The sequence below is a fragment of the Pseudonocardia sp. NPDC049635 genome, from assembly GCF_040659795.1.
Taxonomy (GTDB): domain Bacteria; phylum Actinomycetota; class Actinomycetes; order Mycobacteriales; family Pseudonocardiaceae; genus Pseudonocardia.
This window is the reverse complement of sequence record NZ_JBFAON010000009.1, coordinates 17,049-33,581: the sequence shown is the minus strand read 5'-3', so window position 1 is coordinate 33,581 and position 16,533 is coordinate 17,049. Positions and strand designations below refer to the sequence as shown.

General features: G+C 75.1%; 5 protein-coding genes. 4 read left to right on the top strand and 1 reads right to left on the bottom strand.

Annotated features, from left to right (window positions below):
* Positions 1-37 precede the first annotated feature (37 nt).
* From AB0J24_RS13305 to AB0J24_RS13290, 4 genes are read left to right on the top strand one after another with little or no spacing between them, the layout of a single operon-like run.
* On the top strand, positions 38-6,631 hold the full coding sequence (locus tag AB0J24_RS13305) for an amino acid adenylation domain-containing protein (RefSeq protein ID WP_358680084.1): 6,594 nt from the start codon (positions 38-40) through the stop codon (positions 6,629-6,631).
* A complete protein-coding gene (locus AB0J24_RS13300) occupies positions 6,628-12,123 on the top strand; it encodes an amino acid adenylation domain-containing protein (RefSeq protein WP_358680081.1) in 5,496 nt (1,831 codons plus the stop codon). Before AB0J24_RS13305 ends, AB0J24_RS13300 begins: the two co-directional genes overlap by 4 nt.
* Positions 12,120-13,247 carry a saccharopine dehydrogenase NADP-binding domain-containing protein gene (locus AB0J24_RS13295; RefSeq protein ID WP_358680078.1) on the top strand — a complete coding sequence of 376 codons (1,128 nt, stop codon included), beginning with the start codon at positions 12,120-12,122 and terminating at the stop codon, positions 13,245-13,247. The genes AB0J24_RS13300 and AB0J24_RS13295 overlap by 4 nt, the downstream gene beginning before the upstream one ends.
* Positions 13,244-15,295 (top strand): Gfo/Idh/MocA family oxidoreductase, encoded by a 2,052-nt coding sequence (locus tag AB0J24_RS13290; RefSeq protein ID WP_358680076.1) that lies wholly within the window; start codon positions 13,244-13,246, stop codon positions 15,293-15,295. The genes AB0J24_RS13295 and AB0J24_RS13290 overlap by 4 nt, the downstream gene beginning before the upstream one ends.
* On the opposite strand, the gene AB0J24_RS13285 is transcribed toward AB0J24_RS13290, so the two are convergent.
* The gene (locus AB0J24_RS13285) at positions 15,279-16,478 is read right to left on the bottom strand and encodes a cytochrome P450 (RefSeq protein ID WP_358680073.1); all 1,200 of its coding nucleotides are present in this window, start codon (positions 16,476-16,478) and stop codon (positions 15,279-15,281) included. The genes AB0J24_RS13290 and AB0J24_RS13285 overlap by 17 nt on opposite strands.
* Positions 16,479-16,533 lie beyond the last annotated feature (55 nt).

The following is a 16,533-nucleotide window of genomic DNA, read 5'->3' as shown; positions in this document are numbered from 1 at the left end:
ATACGAGATGACAATCGTTTTCAAGACGGGACCTGCTGTGACCGAGCACATCCACACCGGCCCATCGCACGACACCGGCCACGAACGCACCGACGAGTGCACGACCGACGGGCTCGCCGCTGAGGTCGCCGCGCTGCTCGAGGTCGATGCCGGCGAGCTGACCGAGGACGACGACCTGTTCGAGCTCGGCCTGGAGTCGCTGACGGTGATCCGGTTCGCCGCCGCCCGGCGCCGGATCGGGATCGAGATCTCGTTCGAGGATCTGGCGCTCGAGCCGACGCTGCGCGCCTGGCGCGCACTGCTCGCCGAGCGGTCCCCGGGGAGCCGCCCGCTGCTGTCCGGTCCGGTTGGGCCGTCCGGTCCGAGCGGCCCGGCAGACGAGGCGTTCGGGCTCGCCCCGATGCAGCTCGCCTACTGGGTCGGCCGCCAGGACGGCCAGCCCTACGGCGGCGTCGGCTCGCACTTCTACCTGGAGTTCGACGGCTCCGGGGTGCGCCACGACCGGCTGCAGGAGGCGTTCGACGCCCTGGTGGCCCGGCACCCGATGCTGCGCGCCCGCTTCGACGACGACGGACGTCAACGGATCACCGAGCGCACCGGCCTGCCCGCCGTCGCTCTGCACGACCTGCGCCGGCTCGACGACACCTCGCCCGCCCTGCACGAGCTGCGCGAGCGATGGGCCCATCGCAGGCTCGATCCTGGCCGCGGTGAGGTCGTCGAACTCGGACTCAGCCTGCTGCCCGAGGGCGGCACCCGGGTGCATCTCGACCTGGACATGATGGTTGCCGACGCCCGCAGCATGTCGGTGCTGCTCACCGACCTGGCGGCGCTCTACCGGGGCGACGAGCCGGAGCCACTGCGCTACGACTTCCGTCGCTACCTCGACGAGCACGCACCCGCCCGCGAACGCGACCGGGAACGCGACCGCGGCTGGTGGGCCGAGCGGATCCCGGAGCTGCCCGAGGGGCCGCGGTTGCCGACCACCCCGCAGGCAGGTGCGCCCGGCCGCGCCGCCCGGATGGTCCGCCACCATCACCTGCTGCCCCCGGACACCGCCGCCGCACTGACCGCGGCCGCCCGCTCCCGCGGCCTGACCCCGGCCGCGGTGCTGGCCGCCGCCTTCGCCGAGATCGTCGGCGCCTGGAGCGCGGAACCCCGGTTCCTGCTGAACCTGCCGTTGTTCGAGCGTGCACCGCTGCACCCCGACGTCGACCGGTTGGTCGGCGACTTCACCGGTTCGGTGCTGCTCGACGTCGACACCACGACCGACCGGCCGTTGACCGCGCAGGCCCGCGAGGTGCAGAGCCGGCTGCACGCCGCGGTCGGGCACGGCGCCTACGGTGGCATCGACGTCCTGCGCGACCTGTCCCGCCGCACCGGCGAACCGGTACTGGCACCGGTCGTCTACACCAGTGCGCTCGGCGTCGGCCCGGTCTACGACGAGACGGTGCGGGCGACGTTCGGCGACGCCTGCTGGGTGAGCTCGCAGAACCCGCAGGTCTGGCTGGACGCGCAGGTCCGCGAGCAGCCCGGCGGCGTGCTGCTGAACTGGGACGTCCGCGCCGACGTGCTCGGCGACACGGTGCCCGCGCAGATGTTCGCCGCCTACCGGGACCTGGTGCTGGGCCTGGCCGGGGCCGAACCGCAGACGTGGGACCGGCCGGTCGGACCGCTGATTCCGGCGGAGGCGGCGACGGTCCGCCGACACGCGAACGCCACCGGCCCGGGATGCCCGCGCCGGGCCCTGCACGCGGCGTTCTTCGAGCTGGCCCGGACCCGGCCGGAGCGACCCGCCGTGCTGCGCGACGACGTCGTCGTCGGCTACGGCGAGCTCGCCGGGCGTGCCCTGCGCGTTGCGGGAGCGCTGCGCGAGCGTGGGGTGCAACCGGGTGAAGCCGTGGTCGTCAGCCTGCCCCGGGGCGTCGACCAGGTGGTCGCCGTCCTCGGGGTGCTCGCCGCCGGCGCCTGCTACGTCCCGGTCGCCGCCGACCAGCCGGCCCGGCGGTGGACCCGGATCGCCCGCGGCGCGGGGGCCCGCGCGATCCTCGGTGCGCCACCGCACGGAGCCGAGCACGGCGAGATCCCGGTCCTGACCGTGCAGCAGGCCTGCGGCGGCGACCCGCTGCCCGGCCCGGTCCCGGTCTCGCCCGACGACCTGGCCTACCTGCTGTTCACCTCCGGCTCCACCGGCACCCCGAAGGGTGTCGAGGTCTCCCACGCGGCCGCCGCGAACACCGTCGACGCGCTCGGCGAGCGGTTCGGTGTCGACGAGCACGACCGGGTGCTGCTCGTCTCCGCGCTCGAGTTCGACCTGTCCGTGTACGACCTGTTCGGCCCGCTCTCGGCCGGTGGCGCGGTCGTCCCGCTGCACGACGCGGAGCGCCGCGACCCGGTCCGCTGGTGGGACCTGGTGCGCCGGCACGGGGTGAGCATCTGGAACACCGTCCCGGTGCTGCTGGACATGCTGCTCACCGCCGCCGGCCCCGAGCCGGGGCCGATACCGATCCGGGTGGTGCTGCTCGGCGGGGACCGGGTACCGGTCGAACTGACCACCCGGTTGCACGCGATCGCCCCGCGGGCCCGCGTCGCCGGGCTCGGCGGGATGACCGAGGCCGCGATCCACTCCACGGTGCAGGAGGTCTCCCCCGGCGACACCTTCCCGGACGGCGCCGCGGTGCCGTGGGGGGTGCCGTTGCCGGGGGTGCGGTGCCGGGTCGTCGACTCCCGGGAGCGGGACCGGCCCGATCTCGTCCCGGGCGAGATCTGGGTGGGCGGGGCGAGCGTGGCTCGTGGCTACCGCGGCGATCCGGAGCGCACCACCGACCGGTTCGTGCACCGCGACGGGACTCGCTGGTACCGCACCGGCGACATCGGCTTCTACCACCCCGGTGGCGTCCTGGACTTCCTCGGCCGGGCCGACGACCAGGTGAAGATCAGAGGCCACCGGATCGAGCCGGGCGAGGTCGAGGCCGCGCTGGCCTCCCATCCGGGTGTGCGGCGCGCGGTGGTCGTGGTCGTCGGTGACGCGACCCGCCGCCTCGCCGCGGCCGTGCTCGCCCACCACCCGGCGCCCGATCCCGACGAGCTGGTCACCCACCAGCGGGGGCGGCTGCCCGATGCGATGGTCTGCGAGACCGTCCGGGTCCTCGACGCGCTGCCCCTGACCGGCAACGGGAAACCCGACCGGGCGGCGTTGCGGGCCCTGCTCGGCACCGCGGCGGACGACGACCGGGTCGGTGAACCACCGCGGGGGCCGGTGGAACAGCGGCTCGCCGCGGTCTGGTCCGAGCTGCTCGGGCTCGGCCCGGGCCACGGCACCGTCCGACGCGACGACACGTTCTTCGGGCTCGGCGGCGACTCGCTGCTGGCCACCCGACTGGTGGCCGATCTCCCGGCCGCGGGCCTGCACGGGTGCCGGCTCGGCACCCTGTTCACCACGCCCGCACTCCGTGACGTCGCCGCGACCCTGACCCTCGACGACCAGGTGGGCCCGACCATCGGTACCCGGATCGTCCCCGACCCGGCCGCCCGGCACGAACCGTTCCCCGGTACCGACGTGCAGAACGCCTACCGCCTCGGCCGGGACCCCCGGTTCACCCTGGGCGGTGTCGGGACCTGGCAGTACGCCGAGTTCGACGGTGTCGACGTCGACCTGGACCGGATGGAGCGGGCCTGGCTACGGCTGGTGGACCGGCACGAGATGCTGCGGGCGGTGGTCGATCCGGACGGCCGCCAGCGGATCCTGCCCGACCCCCCGCGCTACCGGATCGAGGTCCTCGACGTGGTCGACGACGGCCCGGTGGCCGGCCGGGCCGCGTTGGAGGGCCTGCGCGACCGGTGCTCGCACCGGTTGCTCGACCTGAGCCGGTGGCCGCTGTTCGAGCTGTCCGCGGTCCGCTACCGCGGTGCGGACGGTGCGGTCCGGACCCGGCTGGCGGTCGGTCTCGACTACATCCTGTTCGACGCGCTGTCGATCATGACGTTGTTCACCGAGCTGGACCGGCTCTACGCCGACCCGGGCCGCGAGCTCCCGCCGATCGGGCTCTCGTTCCGCGACTACGTGCTGCAGGTACATCCCGACCCGCGGGCCGTGGCCGATGCCGAACGGCACTGGCGGGAGCGCCTCGACACGCTTCCCGAACCGCCCCGGCTGCCGCTGCGCGTCGACCCGTCGCAGATCGAGCGGCCGCGGTTCACCCGGCGCCGCCGTGAGCTGTCCGCACCGCAGTGGCAGGCGCTCACCGCCACCGCCGCCCGGCACGGTCTGACCCCGTCGACCGTGCTGCTCGCCGCCTACGCCGAGGTGCTCGGCGCGTGGAGCGCGAACCCGGCGGTGACGGTCACCCTGACGCTGTTCAACCGGCGCCCGGTGCACCCGGACGTGCTGCGGGTGCTCGGCGACTTCACCTCGCTGACCCTCGCCGACCATCACCCGGCCCCGGACGGCGACTGGCTGCGTGCCGCCCGCGAGCTGCAGCACCGGCTCGGCGCCGACCTGGACCACCGTGACGTGTCGCCGTCCTGGCTGTTGCGCGAGCTGGCCGCGCGCACCGGCACCCTCGACTCCGCCGTGCCGGTGGTGTTCACCAGCGCGCTCGGGGTCGGTGACCGTGCCGATCCGGTGTCGATGGAGATGTCACCGACCTTCCCCGAGCGGGTCTGGGGGATCTCCCAGTCGCCGCAGGTCAGCCTGGACAACCAGGTGCTGGAGTCGGCGGGCCGGTTGCAGGTCACCTGGGACTCGGTGGACGAGCTGTTCCACGACGGCGTGCTGGACGCCATGTTCGAGGCGTACTGGACCCTGCTGGAGCACCTGGCCGGCGCGGACTGGTCCGCGTCGCTGCCCGATCTGGTCCCGCCGTCGCAGCGGACGGTCCGGGACCGGCTCAACGGGGTTCCGCCGGTGCTCACCGACGGGGTGCTGCACCGGCCGTTCCTGGACCGGGCCGCGGACCGCGCGGACGCACCGGCGGTGATCTGGGAGGAGCGACCCGGTGAGCCACGCCGGCTCTCGCACGCCGAGCTGGCCCGCACCGCGCTACGGCTGGCCGCCGGCCTGGTCGAGCGCGGCATTCGTCCCGGTGACCCGGTGGCGATCACCCTCCCGAAGGGCCCCGACCAGATCGTCGCGGTCCTCGGGGTGCTGGCCGCCGGTGCGGTCTACGTCCCGGTCGGGGTCGAGGCCCCGCAGCGGCGGCACACCCAGGTGCACGAGACCGCAGGCGTGCGGCTGGTGCTCACCGGGATCGGACCGTTACTGGCCGACGACCCACTGGAGGCACCCGTACCCGTCGGCCCGGACGACCCGGCGTACGTGATCTTCACCTCCGGCTCGACCGGTGCCCCGAAGGGCGTCCAGGTCCGCCACGGTGCCGCCGCGAACACGGTTGCCGACGTCGTGGCCCGGCACGGGATCGGTTCGACCGACCGGGTGCTCGGGGTGTCCGCGCTGGACTTCGACCTGTCGGTGTTCGACGTGTTCGGTCTGCTCGGCGCCGGTGGCGCGCTGGTCCTGCCGGCCGAGGACGAACGGCGCGACGCCGCCCGCTGGCGGGAGCTGTGCCGCACGCACGGGGTCACGGTGTGGAACACCGTCCCGGTCCTGCTGGAGATGCTCCTGGTCGCGGGCCTGCCGGAGTCGCTGCGGTTGGCCCTGGTCTCCGGTGACTGGGTGCCGGTGGACCTGCCGGGCAGGCTCGCCGCCGCCGGAGCCGGCCGGGTCCGGCTGATCGTCATGGGTGGCGCCACCGAGGCGTCGATCTGGTCGAACGAGTTCGACGCCTCCCGGATCGACCCGGCCTGGTCGTCGGTCCCCTACGGCAGTCCGCTCGCGGGACAGCGCTACCGGGTGGTCGACCCGGCCGGGCGCGACCGCCCCGACCGGGTACCCGGCGAGCTGTGGATCGGCGGGATCGGGGTGGCCGACGGCTACCGCGGTGACCCGGCACGCACCGCGGAGCGGTTCGTCGAACACGCCGGGCAGCGCTGGTACCGGACCGGTGACCTGGGCCGGTACTGGCCGGACGGCACCCTGGAGTTCCTCGGTCGCGCCGACGAACAGGTCAAGATCGCCGGTCATCGGCTCGAGCTCGGTGAGGTCGAGGCTGCCCTGGTCGACCATCCGCTGGTGCGGCAGGCCGCGGTGGTCGCCGTCGGCGAACGGACGGCGCGACGGCTGCACGCCTTCCTGGTCGGTGCCGAACCGACCGACCTGGACACCTTCCTGGCCCACCGGTTGGCCCCGCACGCGATCCCGGCACGGTGCACCGTCGTCGAGGCGCTGCCGCTGACCGCGAACGGCAAGGTCGACCGGGCGGCGCTGGCCGAGGCCGCCGGTCGCGGCCAGGGGCCACCGGGCGGGGCACCCCCCGCCGGGCCGTTGGAGCTCGCACTGGCCCGGCTCTGGGCCGAGGTCCTGGACCTCCCGGGCGAGGTCCCGCTCCCGGACCGGGACATCGCCTTCTTCACCGTCGGCGGCTCCAGCCTGTCCGCGCTCCAGCTGCTCGCTGAGGTCTCGGACCGCTTCGGCGTCGACGTCCCCGCGCGCCGCTTCCTGGCCGCACCCACCGTGTCCGCGCTGGCCGCCGAGATCGCGGCCGCCCTGCCCGACGAGGAGATCGGAACCGTATGAACGCCGGCGAGTTGATCGAGGACCTGACCGCGGCAGGCGTCCGGCTGTGGGCCGAGGACGACCAGCTGCGGTTCCGCGCACCCCGTGGGGCGATGACCGAGGAGTTCCGGGCCGCGCTGCGCCGGCACCGCGACGAGGTGCTGGCGCTGCTGCGCTCGGCCGGCACGGCCCGGGTCGAACCGGACCCGGCGGCGCGGCACGAGCCCTTCCCGCTGACCGAGATCCAGGCCGCGTACCTGGTCGGACGGGGAACCGGCTACCCGTGGGGCGGCACGGCCTGTCACGCGTACGTGGAGCTGGAGGCACCGGCCGATCTGGACCCGGACCGGTTGGGTGCTGCCTGGCGGACCCTCGTCGCCCGCCACGACATGCTGCGCGCCGTCGTCCACCCGGACGGCTACCAGCAGGTGCTGGCCGAGGTCGTGGTCGAGGATCCGGTGCTGGTGGACCTGCGCGACGCCGACCACGACCGGGTCGCCACGGCGCTGGAACGGACCCGGGGCGAGCTCGACCACCGGCGCGCCGAACCGGACCGGTGGCCGCTGTGTCTGCTGCGGGTGACCCGCTGTCCGGACCGGACCGTCCTGCACCTGTCGGTCGACCTGCTCGTCGTCGACTTCACCAGCCTGACCCGGGTGCTCGACGAGCTGCACCGCGAGTACACGGCGCCCGGCTCGTCGGGCCCGGCCCCGGAGTTCACCTTCCGCGACTACGTGCTGGCCCGACGAGGTCTCGCGGCGGGGCCGCAGGCCGAGCGGGACCGCGCCTACTGGCGGGCCCGCGACCTCCCGCCCGCGCCGGAGCTGCCGGTCACCGGCGACCCGCACGCCGGGCCGGCCCGGTTCCGTCGCCGCGAGATCGGAGCGGACGCACCGGGCTGGGCGCGGCTGCGCCGGCGGGCCGCCGCACACGAGGTGACCCCGACCGCGGTGCTGCTGGCCGCCTACGCCGAGACCATCGGGCAGTGGAGCAGACACCCACGGTTCACCCTCAACGTGCCCACCTTCACCCGGCACCCGGTGCACCCCGACGTCGATCAGCTGGTCGGCGACTTCACCGCGGTGGAGCTGCTGGAGGTCGACGTCACCGAACCCGCCACGGTGCCGGCCCGGGCCGCAGCGCTGGGCGCGCAGCTGCTGGAGGACCTCGCCCATCCGCTGTGCAGCGGCAGCGAGGTGCTGGCCGACACCGCCCGCCGCGCCGGTCTCGCCGCGGGCGAGCTGCTGATGCCGGTCGTGTTCACCAGCGCCCTCGGTGCCGCGCCCGCACCCGCCGCGGACGCCCCCCGGGTCCGGTCCGCCCTCACCCAGACCCCGCAGGTGTGGATCGACTGCCAGGTCATGGAACGCGCGGACGGGCTGGCCGTGAGCTGGGACTGCCGCGAGGGAGTGTTCCCGGACGGGCTGCTCGACGACGCCTTCACCTCGTTCGCCGACCTGGTCGAGCGGTTGGTCGCCGACGGCACCGACGGGGAGCGGGCCTGGTCCGACGACGACCCGGTACGGCTCCCCCCGGTCCAGGCCCGGGTCCGGGCCGAGATCGACGACACCGCCGCACCGCTGCCCACCGGACTGCTGCACGAGCCGGTCTTCGCGCGCGCGGCCACCGCTCCGGAGGCGACCGCGGTGGTGGACGCCCGCGGGGCGACCTCGTTCGGTGAGCTGGCCGCGCGGGCCCGCGCGGTGGCCGTCGCGCTGCACGAACGCGGGATCGCGCCGGGCGAACTGGTCGCCGTGCTCGCCGAGAAGGGTGTCGAGCAGGTCAGCGCGGTCCTCGGGATCCTGCTGGCCGGTGGCGCCTACCTGCCGGTGGAGACCGGGCAGCCGGCGGCTCGGCGGGCGGCCGTGCTGGCCGATGCCGGTGTCCGGATGGGGGTGACCCAGTCCTGGCTGGTCGACGGACTCGCCGGGGACGGGATCGAGCTGGTCGCAGCCGACCTGCTGGACCCGGTGACAGACCCCACCGCGGTACCGGCCTCCTCGGCGGAGTGCGGCGACCTCGCCTACGTCATCTACACCTCCGGTTCCACCGGCCGCCCCAAGGGCGTCGAGCTCAGCCACCGGGCGGCACGCAACACCTGCGCGGACATCACCGCGCGCTTCGGGATCGGGCCGAGCGATCGCATCCTCGGCCTCGCCGCGCTCGGCTTCGACCTCTCGGTCTACGACGTGTTCGGCGGCCTGGCCGCCGGCGCCTGCCTCGTCCTGCCCGATCCGGCCCGGCGCGGCGACCCCTCGCACTGGACCGAACTGGTGACCCGGCACCGGGTCACCGTGTGGAACTCGGTACCCGGGCAGCTGCAGATGCTGCACGACCAGCTGCCCCCCGGCGCCGGATCGGAGCTGGCCTCGCTCCGGGTGGCACTGCTCTCCGGGGACTGGATCCCGGTGACCCTGCCCGACGCCGTCCGCGCGATCGTGCCGGGCCTGCGGGTGATCAGCCTCGGCGGCGCCACCGAGGGCGCCATCTGGTCGATCGCGTACCCGATCGACGAGGTCGACCCGACCTGGCCGAGCATCCCCTACGGCCGCCCGCTGACCAACCAGACCCTGCGCGCACTGGACCACCGGCTCCGGCCGCGACCGGACTGGGTGCCGGGCGAGCTGTACATCGGAGGCGCCGGGGTCGCCCTCGGCTACCGCGGCGACCCGGAACGCACCGCGGAACGCTTCGTCACCGACCCCCACACCGGCGGGCGGCTCTACCGGACCGGTGACCTGGGCCGGCATCTCGGCGCGTCGGCCGGGGCCGGGGCCGGGACCCTGGAGTTCCTCGGCCGGGAGGACACCCAGGTCAAGATCCGCGGGTACCGGGTCGAGCTGGCCGAGGTCGAGGCGGCGCTGCAGACCCACGAGGCCGTCGGCGTCGCCGCGGTGCTGGTCGACGGGGACGGGGTACACGGGCGCCGGCTCGCCGCCGTCGTCGCCCCGGCCCGGGTGGAGCCGCCCGCACCGGACCCGGCTCCGGCCGCCGCGGCCCGCGCGGCGCTGCCGGCGCTGGCCGGGGACCGGGCCGCGGAGCTCGTCCGGTTCACCGCCGAGCTGGACGCGGCCGCGGCGGCCGCGATGGCGGCCACGCTCACCGGCGCGGTCCCGGCGTCCGGGCCGGGCCGCAGCACCGAGCAGGTGTGTGTCGCGCTCGGCGCCCCGCCGGCCCACCACCGCCTGGTCCGCCGCTGGCTGGCCGCGCTGGCCGACGCCGGTCTCGTCCGGCGCACCGCCGAGGGGCACTGGAGCGGACTCACCGCGCCCGACGCCGACGTCGCGGCCGCCCGCTGGACGGCGCTGGACGAGGCCGAACGGCGGCTCGGCTGGTCCGCCGACCTGCTCGACCACGTGCGGACCTGCGCCCGCCGGTTGCCCGAACTGCTGGACGGGTCGCTCCCGATCGCGGCGCTGTTGTTCCCCGGTGCCCCGGCGGACGCGGTCCGCGCGGCCTACCGGGACAACCTCGCGGTCCGCGGGCTGAACACCGCCGCGGCCGCCACGGTCGCCGAGCTCGCACACCGGCGGCGCGGCACCGGCCCGCTGCGGGTGCTGGAGATCGGCGCCGGCGTCGGCGGGGCCACCGCCGAGCTGGTCGCGGCCCTGGCCGGAGCCGACGTCGATCTCCTGGTGACCGACCCCTCGGCCTTCTTCGTGGCGGAGGCCCGGGAGCGTTTCGCCGACCACCCCTGGGTCCGGCACGCCCGGTTCGACCCCGAGCGGGACCTGCACGCCCAGGGCCTCACGCCCTACTGCGCCGACGTGATCGTCGCCCCCAACGCGCTGCACCGCTGCGCCGACCTGCCGGCCGTGCTGGACCGGCTGGTCACCCTGCTCACCCCGGGCGGGCGGATGGTGCTCGTCGAGCAGACCCGGGACCGCTCGCCCGCGCTGCTGGCGTCGATGGAGTTCCTGGAGGCGCTCGGCCCGGAGCCGACCGACTCCCGACGCGCCGACACCGTGACGTTCCCGGACGTCGACGGCTGGCGCACGCTGCTGGAGGGGGCGGGCGGACGGGTCGAGACGGTGCTGCCCGCCGACGACGACGCGCTGGCCGCACCCGGACAGCGGCTGTTCAGTGCGGTGTTCAAGTCCGACCGCGCCGTGCTCGACGCCGCCGTGTTGGCCCGGCACACGGCCGACCGGCTGCCCGACTACATGGTCCCCGCGCACTGGCAGCTGCTCGACGCGCTGCCGCACACCGCGAACGGCAAGGTCGACCGACGGGCGCTCGCCGAGCTGCTGCCCAGCACGAACGCCGGGGCCACCCCGGTGGCGGGTGGAACCGAGCCGCGCGAGGGCCGGGAGCGGGAACTGGCCGCGCTGTGGGCGGAGCTGCTGGGGCGCGACCGGGTCGGCCGGGACGAGGACTTCTTCGCCCTCGGCGGGGACTCGCTGCTGGTCGCGCGGCTGGTCGGCAGGCTCCGCGAGCAGATACCGGCACTGGTCGACATCGAGTGGGACGTGGTGCTGCGCAGGCTGCTGCACCGGCCCACCGTGGCCGGGCTGGCCGAGTACCTCGACGGCCTGTCGGGGTCGACCGACCAGCAGGTGGAGGAACAGGGTCGCAGCCCACTGGTGCCGCTCAACGGCCCGGACGACGCGGACACCACCGTGGTGCTGGTACACGCCGGGGTCGGCACGATCATGCCCTACCGGGCGCTGGTCACCGAGATCCGCCGCCGCGCCACCGGCCGCAACCGGATGGTCGGGTTGGAGATCGTCGACCTCGACGTCTTCGCCGACGAGGACCCGGAGGGCCTGATCGAACGGATGGCCGCCGACTACGCCGGGGCGTTGCTGGAGGGCGGGTGCCGGCGGTTCCACGTCGTCGGCTACTGCCTGGGTGGGCTGGTCGCCACCGAGGTGGCCCGCACCCTGGCCGAGTCCGGCGCCGAGGTCGCCTCGTTCACCGCGATCAGCAGCCACGCACCGGCGTTCCGGCTCGACGACGAGCTGCTCTCGGAGTACTCGTTCGCGGTCATGATGGGCATCGACGCCCCGTCACTGGGCTTCCCGGACGATCCGGTGCTGTTCACCGAGGCCGCCGAGGCAGTGCTCGCACAGACCCTCGGCGTGATGCGCGACGGCGGGTTCGCCGAACTGCACGGCCGGTTCGAACCGGTGGGCGAGTGCTTCCGGCGGCTCTCGACGGTCCCCCGAGAGACCCGCGTCGCCCGGATGTGCGAAGCGGTACCGCCCTCGGTGGGCACCTTCACACCGGCCCAGCTTCTGCGGATGTTCCGCACGTTCCGGCAGAGCGTCTTCGCCATCACCCGGTACCGGGCCGAGCCCTACCCCGGTGACGTCGCGTTCCTGCGCCACGCCGGCCCGTACCCGTTCCCGGGCAGCCGGGAGAGCGTGACCCGGTACTGGTCGGAGCTGTGCCTGGGTGAGCTGTCGGTCACCGACATCGGTGGGGACCACTTCACCTGCCTGGCCGACGACCACGTCCCGGCCGTCCTCGGGCACCTGGCCGCGGTCACCGGTGCGGAGGTGCTCGCATGAGCGCCGCGACCGGGCCGACGGTGGCGCTGCTCGGTGCGACCGGGGCGGTCGGATCGGCCGCGGCCCGGGTGCTGGCCGGTGACGGGCCGCTGCGGCTGGGCGGACGCCGCCACGGCCCGCTCGACGAGCTGGCCGCCACCCTCGACGGACCCGCCGTCAGCACCCACCCGGTGGACCTGGACGACCCGCACGCCCTGGACGCCTTCGCCCACGGCGCCGACGTGCTGCTGCACTGCGCCGCGCCGGCGTTCGCGATCGGGGACCGGGTGGCCCGCGCGGCCGCCCGCGCCGGATCACGCTACGTCGACGTCTCCGGCGACGCCCAGCTCGCCCAGCAGCTCACCGGCGGGGCCGTGCCGAACGTCGCGGTCCTCGGTGCCGGCGTGGTCCCGGGTCTGTCGGCGCTGCTGCCCCGGCTGCTCCTCACCCGGGCACGCGCCGCCGGGATGAACCCGTCCCGGATGCGGGTGCACACCGGTGGGGTGGAGCGCTGCTCTCCCGGCGTCGCCCGGGACATGCTGCTCTCCCTGGACGCCGGCGGCCCCGACGGTGCCGCCTACGGCGAACCGTTGGCCGCCTGGCGGGACGGCGTTCGTGTCCCCCGCGCGCTGCGGTCCGAGGAGGACGCGCAGGCACCGTTCTTCGACGGCCGGGTCGCGCTGCAACCGTTCCTCGCCGCGGAGTCCGAGCGCCTCGCCCGCACCACCGGACTGGCCGGCCTGGACTGGTTCAACGTCCATCCCGGACCGCACGTGCGGGAGGCCATGCGCAGGCTGCGCGGGACGGACCCACACGGCGCGGCGGCGGCGCTGGTCCGGGCGGCCGAGCTGGACCTGGCCGGGCAGCGGGCCTACCACCTGATGGTCGTCACCGTCCACGGCCCCGACGGCGAGGGCGGGGCCCGCACCGTGGTGCTGCGCAGTCCCGACTCCTACGCGCTGACCGGCACCGTCGCCGCCGTCGCCACCAGGGCGATCACCGCGGGGAAGATACCGGCAGGGGTGCACCACGCCGGGGAGGTCCTCGACCCGGCGATGGTGCTCGACGCCGTCCAGGCGCTCGGCGTGACCCGGCTCACCGAGATCGCCGGGGACGGGCTCGAGGACGAGGAGGGCGCGCTGTGAGCAGACCATGGCGCGTCCTGGTCGTCGGTACCAACTTCGGTCGGGTGCATGCCCGCGGGGTGCGCTCGGCGCCGGTCGAGTTCGAGCTGGCCGGGCTGGCCTCGCGGGGCGGGGCCCGCTCCCGGCGGGAGGCCGAGGAGTTCGGGGTGCCGCACCTGACGTTCCCCGAGGACCCGGCCGCCCTCGGTGAGATCGACGGGATCGACGGGATCGACGCCGCCTGTGTCGCGGTCGGCTCGGCGGTCTCCGGCGGTCGCGGTGCCGAGCTGGCCTGCGCCCTGCTCGAACGCGGCATCGCGGTGCTCGCCGAGCACCCGATGCACCCCGACGAGTTGGCCACCTGCCTGCGCACGGCCCGCCGCAATGGTGTGGCGTTCCGGCTGACCACGCACTACCCGCACGTGGCGCCGGTCCGCACGTTCCTCGCCGCCGCCGGTCGGTTGCGCGCTCGGCAGCCTCCACTGTTCGTCGACGCGGCGACACCGGTGCACGTGCTGCAGCCGTTCCTGGACGTGGTGGCCCGCGCCCTGGGCGGGGTGCGGCCCTGGTCGTTCGGTACCCCGGATCCGTTCCCCGCCGAGGCGGTGGCACGGGCCGGGCGGGAAGGGCCGTTGCGCTCGGTGCAGGGTGTGGTGGCCGGTGTGCCGGTGACGCTGCGGGTGCACAACCAGCTCCATCCCGGCGACCGGGACAACCACGCGCTGCTCTGGCACCGGATCGCGATCGGCTGCGAGGGGGGCGTGCTCACCCTGGCCGACACGCACGGCCCGGTGCTGTGGACACCGCGGCTGCACGCGTCGCGCGACACCGATCACCGGCTCGACCTCGACCCGGGCGGCCCGGACCGGCTCTCGACCACCGAGCTCGCTCCGGCCGGCACGCAGGCCGGGATCGTCACCGGGCTGTGGCCGGAGGCCGTGGCGCACGCGCTGCGCGGATTGCGGGCGGCCGCCGAGGCCGGCACGGACCCGCTGCGCGACGGCGGCCTCGACCTCGCGGTGGCCCGGATGTGGGTCGATCTGGTGGGCAGGCTCGGCCCCCCGGAGTCGATCCGCCCCCGGCCACCGGAGGTCCTCGACGCCGCCGACCTGATGCCGCCGAGCGCCGGCCGGACCGGGGTGACCGGGCCGGGCGGCCCGGCGGCCTCGGCGGACCGGGCCGACCTCCCGGCCCCGGCACAGCCGGCGGGGTACCGGGCCGATCCCTCGGCCCCGACGCAGCCGGCGGTGGACCGGGCGGCCCCGTCGGTCCCGGTGCGGCCGGCGGCGCTCCGACCGACCCCGCAGGCCGCACCACCGGACGGGCCGGGGATCGGCTACGGCGCCACCGCGGAGTTCTTCGATCCATCGGCGAGCAGGCACACTGCAGCCACTGCCCCGGCGTTGCGGGACGCGCTGGCCGGCGTGGATCCCGACGCCGGGCCGGTGGCCGACATCGGCGCCGGGACCGGCCTGACCACGGCGGTGATCGCCGCGGCGCTCCCCGGGGTGCGGATCCTTGCCGCCGAGCCGTCCCCGGTGCTGCGCGCGGTGCTCACCAGCCGGGTCGTGCGGGACCCGGACCTGCGACGGCGGGTCACCGTCGTACCCGGTGCCGCACCGGGCCTGGAGCTGCCGGACCGGCTCGCCGGTGCCGTGCTCTGCGGCGTCGTCGGGCACCTCGACGAGCCTGCGCGGCTGCGGCTGTGGCGGCGACTGGCCGAACGGTTGGTGCCGGGTGCCCCGCTCGTGGTGGAGCTGATGGCTCTCGACGCGCCCGTCGAGCTGCCTCCGACCCGGTTGGCCGCCCCGGAGCTGGGCGGGCGGCGGCACGAATGGTGGTTCGCCGCCCAGCCGTGCCCCGAGGCCGGGCCGGATGCGCTGGAGCTGCGGAGCACCTGGCGGGTGGCCGCTCAGGCGCGGCCGGGCGGCGCCCCGGCCCGGGAGGTCACCGAGACCTACCGCTGGTACGCCTTCGGACTCGACCGGGTCGCCGCCGAGACCGGGTGGGAACTGCGTGTCCTGCGCGGTGATTCCGCACCACTGGGGGTGCTCACCCGGAAACAGTGACGAGCATTCTCTCCACTCCGAACGTCGCCGATTCGTGTTTGTACTCGACCGGATCGGCGACGTCCGCGACCCGCAATTCCGGGACACGTTCGACAAGGGTCCGCAATGCTATTTCCAGTTCCACCCCGGCGAGAGTGGCACCGAAACAGGCGTGCCGGCCGTGCCCGAAGGAGAGGTGGCCGGGACCGCCGCGGTCCAGGCGCACCTGTGCCGGGTCGGGGAACACCTCGGGATCGTGGTTGGCCGCCCCCAGCAACCCGATCACACCGTTCCCGGCCGGGATCGTGACACCGGTGAAGGTCCGCGGTTCGGTGAGCACCCGCAGCGCCAGCGAGTCGCCGACCGAGAGCACCCGCAGCAGCTCGCCCACGGCCGCCGGCCAGGCCGCCGGGTTCGCGGCCAGCTCCGCGCGCAGCTCCGGGTGCTCGATCAGGTAGAGCGTCCCGAGGGCGATCATGCTGGTCGTGGTCTCCCGGCCAGCGATGATCGTCATGGCCAGTGCCGACACCAGCTCCTGCTCGGTGACGGTGCCCGCCGGCAGGTGCTCGGCGACGAGCCTGCCGACCAGGTCGTCACCGGGTGTCGCGGCCTTCGCCCGCACCAGCGCGCCGAGCAGCGCGAACAGCTCGCCGAGCGCGGCTGAGACCTCCTCCGACGTGCTGGTGCGCGACCCGGAGACCCGGGTGACCTCACGGAAGAACTCGACATCGTCGGCGGGCACTCCGAGCAGTGCGCACACGACGGTGGTGGTGACCGCGTTGGCGTAGTCCGGCACCAGGTCGACCGGCCCGGGCCGCGCGGCGAACTCGTCGACCAGCCCGTCGACCAGCTTCTGCACCACCGGCCGGGCGGCCTGCACCCGGCGTGGGGTGAACTCGCCGACGAACAGCTTCCGGAAGCGGGTGTGCCGGGGCGGGTCGGTCCGGATGAACGGCCGTGTCCGCGACCCCGCCTCGCGCTCGCCGATGCCGAGCGCCGGGAACGCGGGATGGCGGATGTCGGAGGACACCGTGGGGTCACCGAGCAGGTCGCGCACGTCGGCATAGCGGGTCAGCAGCCAGGCGGTCGCACCGGTCGGCAGCCGGACCCGGCACACCGGTTCCTCGGCGCGCAGGGTGTCGTAGCGGGCAGGTGGCCGGAACGGATCGTCGCGCCGGAACGGGAATTCATGCGTAGAGCTCACGCATCGACATTACGGCGCCAGCGCCGGACTCGACAAGAAAACTCTCATGCCATTC